The 17,115-nt window shown below is 74.4% G+C and carries 16 protein-coding genes; 7 read left to right on the plus strand and 9 right to left on the minus strand.

Going from position 1 to position 17,115, the window contains the following annotated elements; all coding sequences use genetic code 11:
- Window positions 1-22: 22 nt before the first annotated feature.
- Both ACIQ9P_RS16600 and proC read right to left on the minus strand, forming a co-directional pair.
- On the minus strand, window positions 23-679 hold the full coding sequence (locus ACIQ9P_RS16600) for an HAD family hydrolase (protein WP_402355565.1): 657 nt from the start codon (window positions 677-679) through the stop codon (window positions 23-25).
- Window positions 680-701: 22 nt separating this feature from the next.
- Window positions 702-1,529, minus strand: a complete 828-nt coding sequence (gene proC / locus ACIQ9P_RS16605) for a pyrroline-5-carboxylate reductase (protein ID WP_402355567.1) — start codon at window positions 1,527-1,529, stop codon at window positions 702-704.
- Between the two features lie 173 nt (window positions 1,530-1,702).
- Between proC and ACIQ9P_RS16610 the strand changes: the two genes are divergently transcribed.
- Together ACIQ9P_RS16610 and ACIQ9P_RS16615 are read left to right on the plus strand one after the other, a co-directional pair.
- Window positions 1,703-2,152, plus strand: a complete 450-nt coding sequence (locus ACIQ9P_RS16610; protein WP_402355569.1) for a hypothetical protein — start codon at window positions 1,703-1,705, stop codon at window positions 2,150-2,152.
- 107 nt (window positions 2,153-2,259) lie between these two features.
- Complete coding sequence (locus tag ACIQ9P_RS16615; protein WP_402355571.1) at window positions 2,260-3,591, plus strand: hypothetical protein; 1,332 nt, start codon at window positions 2,260-2,262, stop codon at window positions 3,589-3,591.
- A 19-nt stretch (window positions 3,592-3,610) separates the two neighbouring features.
- Here ACIQ9P_RS16615 and ACIQ9P_RS16620 read toward each other — a convergent pair whose 3' ends face one another.
- From ACIQ9P_RS16620 to ACIQ9P_RS16640, 5 genes are all read right to left on the minus strand, one after another.
- Window positions 3,611-4,141: a hypothetical protein gene (locus ACIQ9P_RS16620; RefSeq protein WP_402355573.1), complete on the minus strand. Its 531-nt coding sequence runs from the start codon at window positions 4,139-4,141 to the stop codon at window positions 3,611-3,613.
- Between the two features lie 82 nt (window positions 4,142-4,223).
- Window positions 4,224-6,068 carry a dihydroxy-acid dehydratase gene (gene ilvD, locus ACIQ9P_RS16625; protein WP_402355575.1) on the minus strand — a complete coding sequence of 615 codons (1,845 nt, stop codon included), beginning with the start codon at window positions 6,066-6,068 and terminating at the stop codon, window positions 4,224-4,226.
- Between the two features lie 179 nt (window positions 6,069-6,247).
- Window positions 6,248-7,036: a class I SAM-dependent methyltransferase gene (locus ACIQ9P_RS16630; protein ID WP_402355577.1), complete on the minus strand. Its 789-nt coding sequence runs from the start codon at window positions 7,034-7,036 to the stop codon at window positions 6,248-6,250.
- A gap of 32 nt (window positions 7,037-7,068) precedes the next feature.
- Complete coding sequence (locus tag ACIQ9P_RS16635; RefSeq protein WP_402355864.1) at window positions 7,069-7,896, minus strand: sugar phosphate isomerase/epimerase family protein; 828 nt, start codon at window positions 7,894-7,896, stop codon at window positions 7,069-7,071.
- A 620-nt stretch (window positions 7,897-8,516) separates the two neighbouring features.
- Window positions 8,517-9,479, minus strand: a complete 963-nt coding sequence (locus ACIQ9P_RS16640; protein ID WP_402355579.1) for a Ppx/GppA family phosphatase — start codon at window positions 9,477-9,479, stop codon at window positions 8,517-8,519.
- Window positions 9,480-9,804: 325 nt separating this feature from the next.
- Between ACIQ9P_RS16640 and ACIQ9P_RS16645 the strand changes: the two genes are divergently transcribed.
- Window positions 9,805-10,629: a hypothetical protein gene (locus tag ACIQ9P_RS16645; RefSeq protein WP_402355867.1), complete on the plus strand. Its 825-nt coding sequence runs from the start codon at window positions 9,805-9,807 to the stop codon at window positions 10,627-10,629.
- A gap of 39 nt (window positions 10,630-10,668) precedes the next feature.
- On the opposite strand, the gene ACIQ9P_RS16650 is transcribed toward ACIQ9P_RS16645, so the two are convergent.
- Both ACIQ9P_RS16650 and ACIQ9P_RS16655 read right to left on the minus strand, forming a co-directional pair.
- Complete coding sequence (locus ACIQ9P_RS16650; protein ID WP_402355581.1) at window positions 10,669-11,838, minus strand: NADH-quinone oxidoreductase subunit D; 1,170 nt, start codon at window positions 11,836-11,838, stop codon at window positions 10,669-10,671.
- The gene (locus tag ACIQ9P_RS16655) at window positions 11,835-12,890 is read right to left on the minus strand and encodes an SAM-dependent methyltransferase (RefSeq protein WP_402355583.1); all 1,056 of its coding nucleotides are present in this window, start codon (window positions 12,888-12,890) and stop codon (window positions 11,835-11,837) included. Before ACIQ9P_RS16655 ends, ACIQ9P_RS16650 begins: the two co-directional genes overlap by 4 nt.
- Before the next feature lie 175 nt (window positions 12,891-13,065).
- Between ACIQ9P_RS16655 and ACIQ9P_RS16660 the strand changes: the two genes are divergently transcribed.
- The 4 genes from ACIQ9P_RS16660 (at window position 13,066) to panC (ending at window position 17,042) form a co-directional block, all read left to right on the plus strand.
- Window positions 13,066-14,259 carry a sensor histidine kinase gene (locus tag ACIQ9P_RS16660; protein WP_402355870.1) on the plus strand — a complete coding sequence of 398 codons (1,194 nt, stop codon included), beginning with the start codon at window positions 13,066-13,068 and terminating at the stop codon, window positions 14,257-14,259.
- Window positions 14,260-14,344: 85 nt separating this feature from the next.
- Window positions 14,345-15,037 (plus strand): response regulator, encoded by a 693-nt coding sequence (locus ACIQ9P_RS16665; protein WP_402355585.1) that lies wholly within the window; start codon window positions 14,345-14,347, stop codon window positions 15,035-15,037.
- A 143-nt stretch (window positions 15,038-15,180) separates the two neighbouring features.
- Window positions 15,181-16,137: a Rossmann-like and DUF2520 domain-containing protein gene (locus tag ACIQ9P_RS16670; RefSeq protein WP_402355587.1), complete on the plus strand. Its 957-nt coding sequence runs from the start codon at window positions 15,181-15,183 to the stop codon at window positions 16,135-16,137.
- Window positions 16,137-17,042, plus strand: coding sequence for a pantoate--beta-alanine ligase (gene panC, locus ACIQ9P_RS16675; RefSeq protein ID WP_402355589.1), 906 nt, complete (start codon window positions 16,137-16,139; stop codon window positions 17,040-17,042). The genes ACIQ9P_RS16670 and panC overlap by 1 nt, the downstream gene beginning before the upstream one ends.
- The last annotated feature ends 73 nt before the right edge of the window (window positions 17,043-17,115 follow it).

Below are 17,115 nucleotides of genomic sequence, written 5' to 3' on the forward strand. Positions count from 1 at the left end.
ACCCCCGAACGGTCCCGGACCGCTACCGGTCGAGCAGCGCGGCGGCCTCGGCGAGATCCCCGATCAGACCGGTGGCACCCGCCGCCGTCAGCCTCGCCGGGTCGGTCAGCGCGGTGTAGCCGTACACGTCCATCCCGGCGGCCCGGGCGGCCAGCACGCCGTTGACGCTGTCCTCCAGCACCAGACAGCGGGCGGGTTCGACGCCGAGGGCGCGCGCTGCGTGGAGGAACAGGTCGGGTGCCGGCTTGCCGACGCCGACGTCCTGCGCGCTGAAGATCCGCTCCTCGGGGAACCACCCGCGCAGACCGGTGACGTCGAGGGCGGTGCGGATCCACGCGTGGTGCGCCGAGGAGGCCAGACAGAACGGCACCGAGCGCCGCCCGAGTTCCTTCAGCAGTGCCTCCGCGCCCCGCACGGCCGTGAGTTCGGCCCCGAACGCGGCGAACACCCGGGCGTGGAACAGTTCGTCGAAGCCCTCCGGGAGCCTGGCGCCGTCGTGGCGCTCGGCGATCACGTCGTGGATCCGGTGGGCCGCGGTGCCCATGAAGTCCCGGTAGGAGTCCTCGATCGTGGTCGGGTAGCCGAGTTCGGTCAGGTACTCGGCGAGCAGCCGGTTGGAGAGCGGCTCGCTGTCCACCAGCACACCGTCGTTGTCGAAGATCACCAGGTCGTAGGCCATGCGATCGAGCCTACTGGGCGGCCTACCTGCCACCGGAGGCCAGCTCCCGGGAGCGGTCCCGGGCCGCCTCCAGGGCGCTCAGCAGAGCGGCCCGCACCCCGTGGTTCTCCAGCTCCCGGATGGCCGCGATGGTGGTGCCGGCCGGCGAGGTGACCGCCTCCCGCAGTTTCACCGGGTGCTCCCCGGAGTCCCGCAGCATCACCGAGGCGCCGATCGCCGACTGCACGATGAGGTCGTGCGCCACCTGCCGGGGCAGGCCGAGCAGGATGCCCGCGTCGGTCATCGCCTCGACCAGGAAGTAGAAGTACGCCGGGCCGGAGCCGGACAGCGCGGTCGCCGCGTCCTGCTGGGACTCGGGCAGCCGCAGCGCCTTGCCGACCGAGCGGAAGATCTCCTCCGCCCGCTCCAGGTGCGCCTCGGCGGCGTGCGACCCGCCCGAGATGACGCTCATGCCCTCGTCGACCAGGACGGGCGTGTTCGGCATCACCCGGACCACCGGGGTACCGCCCGCCAGCCTGGCCTCGAACCAGGCGGTCGGGATGCCGGCCGCGGCCGAGATCACCAGCCGGTCGGGGTCGATGTGCGGCGCCAGTTCGTCCAGCAGGGTGCCCATGTCCTGCGGCTTCACCGCGAGGATCAGGGTGTCGGCGAGCTTCGCGGCCTCGGCGTTGCCCACCACGCCGACCCCGTACCGGGCGGCCAGCTCGGCGGCCCGCTCGGGCCGACGGGCCGTCACCAGGACGTCCGCCGGGTCCTTGCCGGCCCGCAGCAGACCGGAGAGCAGGGCCTCCCCGATCTTGCCCGTGCCGAGGAAGGCGATCTTCTGTCCCCGCGTCGCACTGCTGGTCATGGCCGCTCCTTGCCTCCGGTGCCGCGTCCCGCCACCCCGGCCATCCTCGCACCGCGCCCCGCCCCGGGACGGCACCGTCCACCCTGCGGGCACCCCCGCGGCAGCACCCCTTAGGGCGAAACTCGGGGTTCTCCCCTATGGCCCGGCGCCGGGCGCGGGCGCACCGTGGAGGCATGGCACACGGAGAGATGTCCCGACGTGAGAACCGGCAGGTCGCCGTCGCCGCGGCGACCCTGGGCCCGTGGCGCACGGCCGCGGGAGTCGGTGCGCTGGTGGGGGCGACGGACCTGGTGATCGATCTGATCGACGGTGACTGGTCGCTGAGCATGCTGGCCGGTCCGGCCGGCGTGGCCCTGTTCTTCTTCTTCCTGGTCGGCGCGGTGGGCGGCCGGCTGCGCCGGGACACCGCCGACCGGCGGCTGCAGAAGTGGGCGAACGAACACCCCTGGCGGGCCGCGCTCCCGGCGGCGGGCGGCCTGCTCCTCCTGAACACGCTGGCCCAGCTGTTCCTCGGCGGCGCGGGCGTGTTCGAGGCGTTCTTCCTCTCGCTGTTCCCGGCCGCCATGGTCCTGGGCGTGGCCGGGGTGGTCGGCTCGGTGAAGCGCGCCCGCGGCAAGGACTGACGCCCCGGCGGGAGGAAGGCGGTCGGCCGCCCCGCACCGGCGGGGCGTTCACCTGGCGGTGCGGCCCCGATCGAACAACCGTCGGACCCTGTCGGCATACTGGCGCGATGCCGATCGCCGAAGATCCAGAACCGCGTCCGCCCGAGGACCCGAGGAACGGCGAGGACGGGAAGGACCCGTTCGCCGACCTCGTGCTCGACGAGGAGTTCGTCCGCGGCGCCACCGTGAAGGAGCAGGCGGGCCGCACCCGGATGCTCGCCGCCCGGTGGCAGCACACCCCGCCGGTCGACCCCGGCGGCCGCCGCTCGGTGAACGACGGGCCCCGGCCGCGGCGGCGCTTCACCCGTCGGCCGCGGCCGGTCGACCCGTGGGGCACCCCCCGGCCACGCCGCGGCGGGCGGCTGCGGACGCCGTTGCTCGTGCTGCTCACCGTCGCCCTGGTGCTCGCCGCGCTCAACATCGACGGGCTGCGGTCCTGGTACTCGACGCGGTTCGGCGACGGCTCCGGGTCCACCGCCGTGCCCGTGCGGAGCGTCGCGCCCGAGTCCGGCCGACCGACCACCGCGCCGCCCCCGACCGACCCGGCGCAGCCGACCGTCGACCGCCCCTGGGCGGGTTCCCCCGCCGAGGGCTGGCCCACCGGCATCGAGGTGTTCGGGCCCGATCCGAGCACCGTCACCAGGATCGGGGTGTTCGGCGCCGACCAGGTCGCCGCCCAGGTCGAGCTGGTCAAGCGGTACCTGGCGGCCGCCAATCTGGACCCGCGGACGGTGGCCGGCGGCCGGCCGGAGGCGGCCCTCGCCATACTGGGCCCCGAGAACCGGGCGGACGCCGAGAAGGCGCTGGCCGCGCCCTCCTACGACGACGACCCGCTGACGTGGTTCAGCCGTTTCGACGCGCGGGAGGCGATCCCGGTCGGCGAGGTCTACCGCGTCCAGGGCTCGATCAGCGTCGAGGGCGACGGCAAGCGCGGCGTGCTGGTGCACACCGACTTCACCTACGTCTACCCGCTCCGGCCCGGCCCGGACGCCGCCGCGCGCGCTGCCGCGCACAAGCCCTCGCCGTCCCACCGGCCGCCGCGCGACCCCGCCCCCGGCGGCAACGCCACGGCGAAGCCGGTCGGCCTGGTGACCCCGGTGGCGGACGTGCCCGGGGACACCTGGACGACCCGGACCGTCGTGCGCCGGGCGGACACCTTCCGCTTCTACGACCCGGCGAAGTTCACGGTCGAGCGGGACCGGCTCTACTTCCAGCGGCACCTGTCCGAGTCCGGGAACAGCGAGTGCGGGGTGTACGACGGCTGGTACCACCCGCGGTTCGACCAGTTCGCGGCCGCCGGGGCCCCGAACCCCGACCGGTCCGGTCCGACCTCCGACCCGTACGACCGCCGGGGCGAGCTCAGCGCCGACGGCCTCTGCGGGACCGTCAGCCGCAGCTGACCGGCGCCGGCCCGGTGGCTCAGCGCTTGCGCCGGCCCCGGCCCGGCGCCGCGGTGCCGGGCCGGCCGCCGCGACCCGTCTGCTTGCGGTCGTGCCGGGCGAGCGCCTTCTCGTAGCCGGCCCGGTGCAGGGCCTCGCCCGGGGCCTCGCGCAGGGCGCGGAGGAAGTAGGCGAGCAGGGAGCCGACCCCGCCGATCACCCAGACCACACCGAGCGACCTGTCCTCGGCCATCCAGCCGGTCAGCGCGTCCCGGCCCTCGGTGAGCAGCTTCCAGGTGCGCAGCGCGGCGAGCAGCGAGCAGATCGCGACGGCGGCGACCAGCAGTCCGTTGAGGAAGCCCCCGTTGTCGGCGACCTGGATGCCCTCGACGGCGAGCCTCAGCACGAAGGCGGCGGCCGCGGCGGCGAGCAGCGCCCCGATCGGGACGAGCACGCGGCGCAGCCGGTAGTCGCCGCCGCGCTCGACCCAGCTGGTGCCGAACCAGCGGATCGGCTCGGGCTCGGGGGCTCCGGCGGGCCGGGCGGGGGTGGGGGTGCGTTCCTGGGTCACGGGTCCGATTATCCCCGGTGGGCGGGAACGGCGGAGGCGCCGTCCCGGTGGCCGGGACGGCGCCCCACGGATCCGGCGGGGATCAGCCGAGCTTGCTGACGTCCCGGACGGCGCCCTTGTCGGCGGAGGTGGCCATCGCGGCGTAGGCCCGCAGGGCCTGGCTGATCTGGCGCTCGCGGTTCTTCGGCCGGTAGCCGTGGCCGGCCTCCAGGGCGCGGCGGCGCTCGTCCAGGACCTCGGCCGGGACCTCCAGGGAGATCCGCCGGCCGGGGATGTCGATGGCGATGGTGTCGCCGTCCTCGACCAGGGCGATGGTGCCGCCGGACGCGGCCTCCGGGGAGGCGTGGCCGATCGACAGGCCCGAGGTGCCGCCGGAGAAGCGGCCGTCGGTGACCAGCGCGCACGCCTTGCCCAGGCCGCGGCCCTTGAGGAAGGAGGTCGGGTAGAGCATCTCCTGCATGCCGGGGCCGCCCTTGGGGCCCTCGTAGCGGATGACGACGACGTCGCCCTCCTTGATCCGCTTGGCGAGGATGGCCTCGACCGCGTCCTCCTGGGACTCGACGACGACGGCCGGGCCGCTGAACGTCCAGATCGACTCGTCCACGCCGGCGGTCTTCACGATGCAGCCGTCCTCGGCGAGGTTGCCGTACAGCACGGCGAGTCCGCCCTCGACGGAGTAGGCGTGCTCGACGCCGCGGATGCAGCCCCGGGCGCCGTCGGTGTCCAGCGACTCCCAGCGCTCGGACTGCGAGAAGGCTTCGGCGGAGCGGACGCAGCCGGGGGCGGCGTGCCACAGCTCGACGGCCTCGGCGGACGGCGAGCCGCCGCGGACGTCCCAGGTCTTGAGCCACTCGGTGAGCGAGTCGGAGTGGACGGTGTGCACGTCCTCGTTCAGCAGCCCGCCCCGGTGCAGTGAGCCGAGGATGGCCGGGATGCCGCCGGCCCGGTGCACGTCCTCCATGTAGTACGCGCCGTTGGGCGCGACCTTGGACAGGCAGGGCACCTTGCGGGAGATCGCGTCGATGTCCCGCAGGTCGAAGTCCAGCTCGGCCTCCTGGGCGGCGGCGAGCAGGTGGAGGATGGTGTTGGTCGAGCCGCCCATGGCGATGTCCAGGGCCATGGCGTTCTCGAAGGCCGCGCGGGAGGCGATCGAGCGGGGCAGGACCGAGTGGTCGTCCTGGCCGTAGTGGCGGTTGGTGATCTCGACCACGGTCCGGCCGGCGTCCTCGTAGAGGGCCCGGCGGGCGGTGTGGGTGGCGAGCAGCGAGCCGTTGCCGGGCAGCGAGAGGCCGATCGCCTCGGTGAGGCAGTTCATCGAGTTGGCGGTGAACATGCCCGAGCAGGAGCCGCAGGTCGGACAGGCGTTCTCCTCGATGATCGCGATGTCCTCGTCGGAGACGTTCTCGTTCACCGCCTGCGAGATCGCGTCGACCAGGTCGAGCTTGCGCACCGTGCCGTCGACCAGGGTGGCCTTGCCGGCCTCCATCGGGCCGCCGGAGACGAACACCGTCGGGATGTTCAGCCGCAGGGCGGCCATCAGCATGCCGGGGGTGATCTTGTCGCAGTTGGAGATGCAGATCAGCGCGTCCGCGCAGTGCGCGTTGACCATGTACTCGACCGAGTCGGCGATCAGGTCGCGCGAGGGCAGCGAGTAGAGCATGCCGCTGTGGCCCATGGCGATGCCGTCGTCCACCGCGATGGTGTTGAACTCGCGGGGGATGCCGCCGGCCTGCTTGATCGCCTCGGACACGATCCGGCCGACCGGCTGGAGGTGGGTGTGGCCGGGGACGAACTCGGTGAAGGAGTTGGCGACCGCGATGATCGGCTTGCCGAAGTCCTCGCGGGCTACGCCGGCCGCCCGGAGAAGCGCCCGGGCGCCTGCCATGTTGCGACCGTGGGTGACCGTACGGGACCTCAGCTCGGGCACTGTGCTCCACTCCTTCGGAGGCTGACTGGCGGCCCCGCTCGATCAGGAGGGTGCGGGGCCACTGTGTCCGTCGAGCCTACGCCCGCCGTCCGGGCGGCGGACGCGGCGTCCGCGATGCGGTCAGCCGCGTGGCCGCCGGACGGGGCCCGGGAGGCCGCCCGCCGGGCGCCGGGCGAGGGTCAGGAGGGAGTGATCGCGACGGTCAGGTCCAGCACGTACGGCTCGACCACCGTGCCGTCCGGGAACTCCGCCAGCAGGGCCGCGCGCTCGACGGCCAGCAGCGGCGCGCGCTGCTCCGGGGTGAGCGCGGCGAGGTAGGAGCGGGAGGTGAGGTCGGTGATCAGGTGGTCGACGGTGATCCGGCGCTCCCAGCGGAGCCGGGCGTGCCGGGTCACCAGGGCGTACGGGGCGAGGTGGGAGGTGACCTCGTTGACGGCGCCGTAGCCGTGGTAGGTCGAGGGCAGCGCGGCGGAGAGCCGTTCGCCCATCGCCCGCACCCAGGCGACGTCGCTGTCCTTCACGTTCCACCAGAGGGCCAGCGCGCCGCCGGGCCGCAGCACCCGGATCGCCTCCGGCACCGACTTCGCCGGGGTGGTCCAGTGGAACGCCTGGGCGTAGGTGACGAAGTCGGCCGAGCCGTCGTGGAACGGCAGCTCGTCGCCGCTGCCCCGGACCAGCCCGAGCCCCGGCGAGACGGCGAGGAACTGCCGGGCCATGCCCGCGTTCGGCTCCACCGCGACCACGTCGGCGCCGCGGCCGGCCAGCAGCCGGGTCGAGATGCCGGTGCCGGCGCCGACGTCCAGCACCCGCGCGCCCTTCAGCGCGCGCCCGGCCAGCCGCTCCAGCTCGTCGAACAGCTCCCGCGGGTACGAGGGCCTGGCCCGGTCGTACTCCGCCGCCACGCCGCCGAAGGACTTCGCCAGTTCACGGAAGTCACGGGTGGGCCCGGATCCGGTCTTCTCCGCCATGTGTCCCCCTGTGGAAGCCGGTTCGTGTGCCGTCAGCGTACGCGCGCGGGCGTGGCCAGGTGCAGACGGGTGAAGGCGAGGGCCTCGGCGAGGTCGGCCTCGCGTTCGGCGGGCGACACCGAGCGGCGGGTGTTGACCTCCAGCACGACGTGGCCGTCGAAGCCGGTCCGGGCGAGGTGCTCCAGCAGCTCGGCGCAGGGCTGCTTGCCCCGGCCGGGGATGAGGTGTTCGTCCTTGCCGGAGCCGGAGCCGTCGGCCAGGTGGACGTGGGCGAGCCGGTCCCCCATCCGCTCGACCATCGCGAAGGCGTCCACCCGCGAGGTGGCGACGTGCGACAGGTCGATGGTGAAGTGCCGGTACTCCTCCTCGGTGACGTCCCAGCCCGGCGCGTACGCCAGCATCTCGCGGTCCTTGTACCGCCACGGGTACATGTTCTCGACCGCGAAGCGGACGTCCGTCTCCCCCGCCATCCGGTGGATGCCCTCGACGAACTCCCGGGCGTACTGGCGCTGCCAGCGGAACGGCGGGTGGACGACCACCGCGCTCGCGCCGAGCTTCTCGGCGGCCGCGCGGGCACGGACCAGCTTGGTCCACGGGTCGGTGCTCCACACCCGCTGGGTGATCAGGAGACACGGCGCGTGCACGGCGAGGATCGGCATGGCGTGGGCGTCGGAGAGCCGGCGCAGCGCCTCGACGTCCTGGCTGACCGGGTCGTTCCAGACCATCACCTCGACACCGTCGTAGCCGAGTCCGGCGGCCAGCTCGAAGGCGACCGCGGTGGTGGCCGGGTAGACCGAGGCGGTGGAGAGCACGACCTTGGTGTCCGGGATGTGCAGGGCCGGGTGCGGGGGCAGGACCAGGCGGTCGGTGGTGCGCAGCAGCGGCGGGCGGGCGGCGGCCTGGCGGGCGGCCTTGACCGACTTCACGGACTGGACGGCGGCCTTGGCGGCGCCGGCGGCCCGGGCGGTGCGGGTGGGCTCGGCGCCGGGGGCCTTGGGGCCCCTGGGCGCGTGGGCGGTCCTGCTCGCCCCGGCGGCCTCGGTGCCCCCGGCGGCCTCGGTGGATTTGGTGGCTTTGGTGGCCGCACGGCTCGCGGCCTTGCGGGCCGCCTTCTCGGCGACGCCGCCGGCCGCCTGCCGGGCCGCCTTGACGGCCTTGGTCCCCTTGGCGCCCTTGGCAGACTTGACGGGCCTGACGCCCTTGACCGCCTTGCCGAGCTTGCGGGCCGGCGCGGGAACCTCCGGGCCGGTGTCCCCGGTGCGGTCGGGAGCGGCGTCGGCAGCGGCGTCCGGCGCGGGATCCGGGCCGGTGCGGCGCCCGGCGCGGCGCGGGGCGTCCGGCCGCGGCTTCCCGTCCTGGGGCGCGCGGCCCTCCCGCGTCCCGTCCTCGCCCGCTGGTTGCGCCACGGGAGACAGCGTAAGCGGACCGCGCCCGGAACGGGGAGCCGGTCGGCGCGCGCCCGGCCGCCCCGCCCCCGGTCTCAGGGGGTGAGCACGGCCCGGCGGCGGTCGGACGGGCTGTCCATGGCGTCCAGCCGGCGCAGGATGATGCCCTCGCGCAGCGCCCAGGGGCAGACGTCCAGCTCGTCCAGACCGAACAGGTCCATCGCCGCGTCGGCGACCAGCGCGCCCGCGAGCAGCTGCTTGGCGCGGCCCTCGGAGACCCCGGGGATCTGCGCCCGTTCGGCCACGGTCATCGCGGACAGCCGGGGCAGCCAGGCGGCGAGGTTGGCCCGGGTGAGCCGGCGGTCCGCGTACGGGCCGGCGTCGGCCGGGGCGGCGCCGGTCATCCGGGCCAGCTGCTTGAAGGTCTTGGAGGTGGCGACGGCGTGGTCCGGCGCGCCGAGCCGGGCGACCTCGCCGACGACGGTGGCGATCTCGGCCCGGATGTGCCGTCTGAGCAGGCGCAACTGCTCGGGGTCGGCGACGTCGCCGGGCAGCCAGCGGGCGGTCAGCCGGCCGGCGCCGAGCGGCACCGAGCAGGCCACGTCCGGCTGCTCGTCCAGGCCGCAGGCGATCTCCAGCGAGCCGCCGCCGATGTCGAGGTTGAGCAGCCGGCCGGAGGACCAGCCGAACCAGCGGCGGACCGCCAGGAAGGTGAGCCGGGCCTCGTCCTGGCCGGAGAGCACCCGCAGTTCGACCCCGGTCTCCTCGGCGACCCGGCGCAGCACCTCCTCGCCGTTGGCGGCCTCGCGCACGGCGGAGGTGGCGAAGGGCAGTATGTCGACCACGCCCTTGTCCTCGGCCACGCGCAGCGAGGAGGCGATCATGCCGATCAGCTTCTCGACCCCGGCCCCGTCGATCGCGCCCTGCTCGTCGAGGAGTTCGGCGAGCCGCAGTTCGGCCTTGTGGGAGTACGCGGGCAGGGGTGCGGCGCCCGGGTGGGCGTCGACCACCAGGAAGTGGACCGTGTTGGAACCTACGTCGAGCACACCGAGTCGCATAACCGTCCACGCTACGCGATCTCACGCCGGAGGAGACCGGTCGTGCCGGTGTTCGTGCTGGTCCGGGTGCTGATCGCGGACCGGGGCGGACCGGCCGGGGCGGACCGGGACCCCGGTTCGAACGGCATTCGGCCGGTGTTGACCCGGCGTTCACCGGGCCGGGCGGTGAACTCGCCGCGAACCCCGTGACCACGGGCGGTTCGCAGCCGCGCGGAGGCTCTACCCTTGCCGGGTGGCAGCAGCAGACACGTCCCAGCACAGCGGTACTTCCAAGGGCGGGAAGAAGAAGTCCGGGAACGACGGCCCGGGCGCCGTCGACCTGGCGATGCCGACCCTCCGCTCCGAGCTCCGCCCCGAGGTCCCGCTCGACTTCGCCCGCGCCTGGGTCGAGTTCACCGACCCCGAGGACGAGGAGCAGGTCTTCCGCTGCGACCTGACCTGGCTGACCTCCCGCTGGTCGTGCATCTTCGGCCAGGGCTGCCAGGGCATCCGCGAGGGCCGGGGCGAGTCCGACGGCTGCTGCACCCTGGGTGCGCACTACTCGGACGAGGACGACGAGAAGCGGGTGGCCGGCCACGCGGCCCGGCTGACCCCGGAGCTGTGGGAGAAGCACGCGCACGGCACCGACGCCAAGGGCCGGCTCAGGCTCGACGGCGGCATCACCATGTTCGACGAGGACGGCGACCGCCAGACCCGGCGGGTCGACGGCGCCTGCATCTTCGTGAACAGCCCCGGCTTCGCCGGCGGAGCCGGCTGCGCCCTGCACGCGCTGGCGCTCAAGGAGGGCCGCGAGCCGCTGGAGACCAAGCCGGACGTCTGCTGGCAGCTGCCGGTCCGCCGCACCTACGACTGGATCGACCGGCCCGACGACACCCGCTACCTCCAGGTCACCATCGGCGAGTACGACCGCCGGGGCTGGGGCCCGGGCGGCCACGACCTGCACTGGTGGTGCACCGGCAGCCCGGACGCCCACCAGGGCGCCGACCCGGTGTTCGTCAGCTACCGCCCGGAGCTCACCGAGCTGATGGGGCGGGCCGCGTACGAGGTGCTGGCCGGCCTCTGCGAGGAGCGGATCGCCACCAAGGGCGACCGGAAGGTGGCCCCGCACCCGGCCGACCCGGCGAAGCGGCCGAAGGCGCCGAAGAAGTAGCGCGCGTCGCGGGGGCGGGTCCGGCCCGCCCCCGGCCGGCTACTTGTCGATGTCGCCGACGACGAAGAACATCGAGCCCAGGATCGCGACCATGTCCGCGACCAGAGTGCCCGGCAGCAGCTCGGTCAGCGTCTGGATGTTGTTGAACGAGGCCGAGCGCAGCTTCAGCCGCCACGGCGTCTTGTCGCCGCGCGACACCAGGTAGTAGCCGTTGACGCCGAGCGGGTTCTCGGTCCAGGCGTAGGTGCTGCCCTCGGGTGCCTTGAGCACCTTGGGCAGCCGCAGGTTGACCGGCCCGGGGGCGAGCAGGGCCAGCTTGTCGAGGCAGGCGTCGGCGAGGTCGAGCGCGTTGACGGTCTGCTCCAGCAGGCACTCGAAGCGGGCCAGGCAGTCGCCCTCCTCGCGGGTGACCACGGTCAGCACCTGCCGCAGCTCCTCGCTGCCGTACGCCAGGTAGGGCTCGTCCCGGCGCAGGTCGAGGTCCAGTCCGCTCGCCCTCGCGATCGGGCCGCTGGCGCCGTACGCCTCGGCCCGCTCCCGGGTCAGCACGCCGACCCCGGCGGTGCGGGCGCGGAAGATCTCGTTGCCCAGCACCAGGTCCTCGAAGACCGGCAGCTGGGAGCGGACGACGGCGACGGCGGCGCGGACCCGGCCGAGCCAGCCGGCCGGGAGGTCCTCCTTGAGGCCGCCGACCCGGTTGAACATGTAGTGCATCCGGCCGCCGGACGCCTCCTCCAGCACGTGCTGGAGGTCCTCGCGGCCGGTGAAGGCGTGGAAGATCGGGGTGATCCCGCCCAGCTCCAGCGGGTACGAGCCGAGGAACATCAGGTGGTTGAGAACGCGGTTCAGCTCGGCCAGCAGGGTGCGGATCCACACCGCCCGCTCGGGCACCTCCATGCCGAGCATCCGCTCGACGCCGAGCACCACGCCCAGTTCGTTGGAGAAGGCCGAGAGCCAGTCGTGCCGGTTGGCCAGCATGATGATCTGCCGGTAGTCCCGGGCCTCGAAGAGCTTCTCCGCGCCCCGGTGCATGTAGCCGATCACCGGTTCGGCGCTGACGATCCGCTCGCCGTCCAGCACCAGGCGCAGCCGCAGCACACCGTGGGTCGCCGGATGCTGCGGGCCGATGTTGAGCACCATGTCGGTGCCGCCCGCCCCACCCGTGACGTTCTCGGCTCCCGCCCCGATGCCGACCGTGGTCTCCCTCATGGGGTCAGAGTCTGCCATCCCGGCAGCGCCCCGAGGCCCGGCGGTACCGGCATCCGGACGGCCTGCGAGAGCCAGCCGAATCCGCCCAGGCCGGCGGGGTCGGTGAGCTCGGCGCCCTCGCCCGCGCCACCGAGCGCGCGCAGGTAGCCGACCGGGTCGCTGGAGGCGAGGGCCAGCGGCGGCCGGGCGCCGCTGACCCCGAGCGCCCGCAGCGCCTCCCGCTGGGTCGTCCACAGGCTGTGGACACCGGGGACCGCCACCGCGTCCAGGGCGACGTGCGCGGTGACGTCGCACGAGCCGTCGGGCACCGGGGGCACCTCCCGGCCGGCCCGGAAGCCGGTCCGGGTGGGGAAGGGCGGGCGGCGCCCGGCGGTGTGCCCGTAGTCGACGGCGACGGCCAGGCCGCGCTCCAGCCCGGCCACCGCGCGCGCCCAGGCGGCGTCCCTGGGCGCGCCGAACTCGACGAAGTCCCCGGGCCGTTCGGCCGGCCACCAGCGGGCGGCCCAGTCGGCGTCGGCGGCGTCCACGGGCCCGCCGAGCCGCTCCTCGCCGGTGGCCGGGTCCACCTCCAGGTAGCGGAGCCGCCCGTCCTCGCCGACCTCGCCGGTGTCCAGCGGCACGTTGTCCAGCCACTCGTTGGCGAACAGCAGCCCGGTGACGCCGCGCGGCACCCGCGCCGTCCAGTCCACCGCGGCCCAGCTCCGCTCCGTCCACAGCCCTGTGGACGGAGCGGCCGGCGGCGCGTCCGGGCGGGCGGCGAGCTCCACCGCCCACACCCGCAGCCGCTCCCCCACCGGCTCCGGCAACTCGGCCAGCACCCCGGCGACCAGCTCGCCCCGCCCGGCCCCGACGTCCACGAAGGCCAGCTCCTCCGGACGGCCGAGCGCCTCGTCCACCTCCAGCAGCAGCCGGGCCACCGCCCGGGCGAACAGCGGCGAGGCGTGCACCGAGGTCCGGAAGTGCCCGGCCGGGCCCTCCGGCCTGCGGTAGAAACCGCCGTCGGGGTCGTAGAGGGCACGCTCCGTGGCGGGCGCCCACCGCATCCAGGTCATGGGGCGGGACGCTACACACCCGCTCCGTACCCGCCCAATCCCTACGGCACCGGCATGCCGGGCTCTCCGACCTAGGGAGTAGAACGGATCGCCCTCCCGGCGGACCTGGGCACGGGGTGCGACTGCCTACGCTTGAGTCGTGCATCGACTCAACGCCTGGCTCCGCCGTCACCCCATGGTGGTCGACTCCGTCTGGGCCGCGATGGTGCTCGTCCTCGGCGTGCTGCCGGAGGACGGGAGCGTGAACAGCGGCTGGCGGCTCGGGGTCAGCTTCGGCGTCGCCGTGCTGCTGCCCCTGCTGATGGTGTTCCGCCGCCGCTTCCCCGACGCGACCGTGACCGCCGCGGGCCTGATCGGCATCACCCAGGTCCTCCTGGACGTCAACCCGGCCATCTCCAGCATCGCCTATCTGGTGTTCGCCTACACGGGCGCCGCCTTCGGCAGGCCGTGGACGTCCCGGTTCGCGCTGCTCGGCGGCCTGCTCTCGGGCCCGCTGGTGTACTGGCGGCTGCATCCGCAGAAGATCGAGTCGGTCGCCGACTCCGACGTCCACTTCGTGAGCTACTCCGCCCCCGAGGCGCTGCTCATCATGGGTCTGATGACCACCCCGTTCATCCTCTGCTGGGCCTGGGGCCGGCTGACCCGGGTGCGCCGGGCGTACCTGGTCGAGCTGGAGGACCGCGCGGCCCGGCTGGAGCGGGAGCGTGACGCCCAGTCCAAGGTCGCGGTCGCCGCCGAGCGGGCCCGGATCGCCCGGGAGCTGCACGACGTGGTCGCGCACAACGTCTCGGTGATGATCGTCCAGGCCGACGGCGCCGCCTACGTGCTGGACAACTCGCCGCAGCAGGCCAAGGAGGCGCTGAGCACCATCGCCTCCACCGGCCGGCAGGCACTGGTCGAGATGCGCCGGCTGCTGGGCGTGCTGCGCAGCGCCGACAGCAAGGGCGAGGAGTACGTGCCGCAGCCCGGCGTCGAGGAACTGCCGGAGCTGCTCGACCAGGTCCGCACGGCCGGACTCCAGGTGGACTTCGCCACCTCGGGCCATCCGCGCGAGCTGCCGCGGGGCGTCGAACTGACGGTCTACCGGATCGTCCAGGAGGCGCTGACCAACGTCCGCAAACACGGCGGTCCCGATGTCCACGCCCGGGTCGCGGTCGACTTCGGCGAGCGCGAACTGGCCGTGCTGGTCGAGGACGACGGCCGGGGCAGCACCGACGAACAGCTCACCACCGGCGGCCCCGACGGCCAGGGCCACGGCCTGATCGGCATGCGCGAGCGGGTCGGTATGGTCAGCGGCAGCCTCGACATCGGGCCGCGACCCGGGGGCGGATTCCGGATCCGCGCCGTCCTGCCGCTCAAGGCCGCCTGACCACGGACACCCGCCACCCCCGGACACCCGCCGACGGACCCCGCACCGACCCCCGCCGTCCTCCCCGAGGAACTAGGAGCCACCCTTGACCATCCGCGTGATGCTGGTCGACGACCAGGAGCTGCTGCGCACCGGATTCCGGATGATCCTGCAGTCGCAGGGGGACATCGAGATCGTCGCCGAGGCCGGGGACGGCGCCCAGGCCGTGGAGAAGCTCCGGCACACCGAGGTGGACGTGATCCTCATGGACGTCCGGATGCCGCGGCTGGACGGGGTGCAGGCCACCCGGCGGATCTGCCTGGCCGAGGACGGCAGCCCGCTGCCGGACGCCCCGCACGTGCTCATCCTCACCACCTTCGACCTCGACGAGTACGCCTTCGCCGCGCTCAAGGCAGGGGCCAGCGGCTTCCTGCTCAAGGACGTGCCGCCGACCGAGCTGGTGGCCGCGATCCGAGCCGTGCACGGCGGGGACGCGGTGGTCGCGCCGACCACCACCCGCCGCATGATCGACCGCTTCGCCGAGGTGCTGCCCACCCCGCAGAACGGCCAGGGCGGCGCCGACACCCTGGGTCCGCTCACCGAGCGCGAGCGCGAGGTCTTCCTGCTGGTCGCCCAGGGCCTGTCGAACGGGGAGATCGCGGCCCGGCTGGTGCTGTCCGAGGCCACCGTGAAGACCCACGTCGGGCGGATCCTGGCCAAGCTGGGCCTGCGCGACCGGGTCCAGGCGGTCGTCCTGGCCTACGAGGCCGGACTGATCCGGGCCGGCGCCACCGACTGAGCGGCCCGGCCCGCTCCGGACCCGGCCCCGCGCCCGCTCCGGAGCGAACCGCTCCACCGGCCCGGCCCCGCCCGTAGAATGGGCCGGTACGTCCGGTACCCCGGCAGTGGACTGGAACGGAACCCCTGGACAAAGGTGGACGCGTGAGCCCGTCCGACTTCGCCGACCACGGCGAGTTCGCCCCGCTCGCCGACGGCCTCGGCGACCCGGCCGACCCCGGCAACCGCCCCGCCCGCCTGGCCGTCGGCGTGGTCGGCACCGGCCGGGTCGGCCCGGCGCTGGGCGCCGCCCTCCAGCTCGCCGGCCACCGGGTGGTCGCCGCCTCCGGGGTGTCCACCGCCTCCCGCCGCCGGGCCGAGACCCTGCTGCCGGGCGTACGGATCGTCACCCCGCCGCAGGTGCTGGCCGCCGCCGACCTCGTCCTGCTCACCGTCCCCGACGACGCGCTGGCCGACCTGGTCACCGGCCTCGCCGCGACCGGCGCCGTCCGGCCCGGCCAGATCCTGGTGCACACCTCCGGCGCGCACGGCGTGGCCGTGCTGGAGCCGGCCGCCGCGGCCGGCGCGCTGCCGCTCGCGCTGCACCCCGCGATGACCTTCACCGGCACCTCCGTCGACCTGGCCCGGCTGGCCGGCTGCCCCTTCGGGGTGACCGCCCCCGAGGAGCTGCGACCGGTCGCCGAGGCGCTGGTGGTGGAGATGGGCGGCGAACCCGAGTGGGTGCCCGAGGGCGTCCGCCCGATGTACCACACCGCCCTCGCGCACGGCGCCAACCACCTGGTCACGCTGGTCGCGCAGGCGATGGAGCTGCTGCGCACGGCCGGTGTCGCCGAGCCCGGCCGGATGCTCGGCCCGCTGCTCGGCGCCGCGCTCGACAACTCCCTGCGCTCCGGCGACGCGGCCCTCACCGGCCCGGTCGCCCGGGGCGACGCCGGCACCGTACGCCGCCACCTGGCGCAGCTCAGTACGGTGTCCCCGGACATCCCCGCCGCCTACCGGGCGATGGCCCGCGCCACCGCCCAGCGGGCCCTGGCCCGCGGGACGATCGACGAGACGTCGGCGGCGGCGCTGCTGGACGTACTGAACGAGGAGAAGCAGTAATGGCACGCGGCAAGCAGCCGGGCAGGACCCAGCACGCCCCGAAGGTCCACCGGGCCGTCGTCACCCACACCGTCGACGACTTCGAGTCGGCGTTCTGGCCGGACGAGCAGCCGGTCGACAACGCGGTCGTGATGACGATGGGCGCGCTGCACGAGGGCCACGCCGCGCTGATCCGGGCCGCCCGCAAGCAGGTCGGCCGGGACGGCCGGGTCGCCGTCACCGTCTTCGTCAACCCGCTGCAGTTCGGCGCCGGCGAGGACCTGGAGCGCTACCCGCGCGCCCTGGACGAGGACGTGCGGCTGGCCGGGGAGAACGGCGCCGACGTGGTGTTCGCGCCGTCCGTCGACGAGGTCTACCCGAACGGCGAGCCGCAGGTGCGGATGGCGGCCGGCCCGATGGGCGAGCGCTACGAGGGCGCCACCCGGCCCGGCCACTTCGACGGGGTGCTGACCGTCGTCGCCAAGCTGCTGCACATCACCGACCCGGACTTCGCGTTCTTCGGCGAGAAGGACGCCCAGCAGCTGGCGGTCGTCCGCCGGATGGTGGCCGACCTGGACTTCGACGTCGAGATCGTCGGCGTGCCGACCGTCCGCGAGGAGGACGGCCTGGCGCTCTCCTCCCGCAACCGCTACCTCTCGGACGAGGAGCGCGCCCGCGCCCTGGCCCTGTCCGGGGCCCTGTTCGCCGGCCGGGACGCCGCCGCGCGGGGCCCGGAGGCCGTGCGCGAGGCCGCCTCGGCCGTGCTCGACGCCGCCGAGGGCGTCGACCTCGACTACCTCGCCCTGATCGATCCGCACGACTTCACCGAGGCGCCGGACGACTTCCGGGGCGAGGCGGTGCTGGCCGTCGCCGCGAAGGTGGGCGCGACCCGCCTGATCGACAACGTCCACGTCGTCGTCCGGTAGCCGGCGCGCCGGACCGGCACACCCGACCAGCACACCCGACCGGAACACCGGCCCGAAACAAACGCTCGCCCGC

Source organism: Kitasatospora sp. NPDC094019, assembly GCF_044764505.1.
GTDB lineage: Bacteria > Actinomycetota > Actinomycetes > Streptomycetales > Streptomycetaceae > Kitasatospora.

Bases quoted from the DNA above. Each gene is read 5' to 3' on its own strand.
- panC (WP_402355589.1), top strand. From the start codon at position 16,137: ATGGCACGCGGCAAGCAGCCGGGCAGGACCCAGCACGCCCCGAAGGTC.
- ACIQ9P_RS16630 (WP_402355577.1), bottom strand. From the start codon at position 7,036: ATGGCGGAGAAGACCGGATCCGGGCCCACCCGTGACTTCCGTGAACTG.
- ACIQ9P_RS16645 (WP_402355867.1), top strand. From the start codon at position 9,805: ATGCCGACCCTCCGCTCCGAGCTCCGCCCCGAGGTCCCGCTCGACTTC.
- ACIQ9P_RS16655 (WP_402355583.1), bottom strand. From the start codon at position 12,890: ATGACCTGGATGCGGTGGGCGCCCGCCACGGAGCGTGCCCTCTACGAC.
- ACIQ9P_RS16610 (WP_402355569.1), top strand. From the start codon at position 1,703: ATGGCACACGGAGAGATGTCCCGACGTGAGAACCGGCAGGTCGCCGTC.
- ACIQ9P_RS16600 (WP_402355565.1), bottom strand. From the start codon at position 679: ATGGCCTACGACCTGGTGATCTTCGACAACGACGGTGTGCTGGTGGAC.
- ACIQ9P_RS16615 (WP_402355571.1), top strand. From the start codon at position 2,260: ATGCCGATCGCCGAAGATCCAGAACCGCGTCCGCCCGAGGACCCGAGG.
- ACIQ9P_RS16640 (WP_402355579.1), bottom strand. From the start codon at position 9,479: ATGCGACTCGGTGTGCTCGACGTAGGTTCCAACACGGTCCACTTCCTG.
- proC (WP_402355567.1), bottom strand. From the start codon at position 1,529: ATGACCAGCAGTGCGACGCGGGGACAGAAGATCGCCTTCCTCGGCACG.
- ACIQ9P_RS16660 (WP_402355870.1), top strand. From the start codon at position 13,066: ATGGTGGTCGACTCCGTCTGGGCCGCGATGGTGCTCGTCCTCGGCGTG.
- ACIQ9P_RS16650 (WP_402355581.1), bottom strand. From the start codon at position 11,838: ATGAGGGAGACCACGGTCGGCATCGGGGCGGGAGCCGAGAACGTCACG.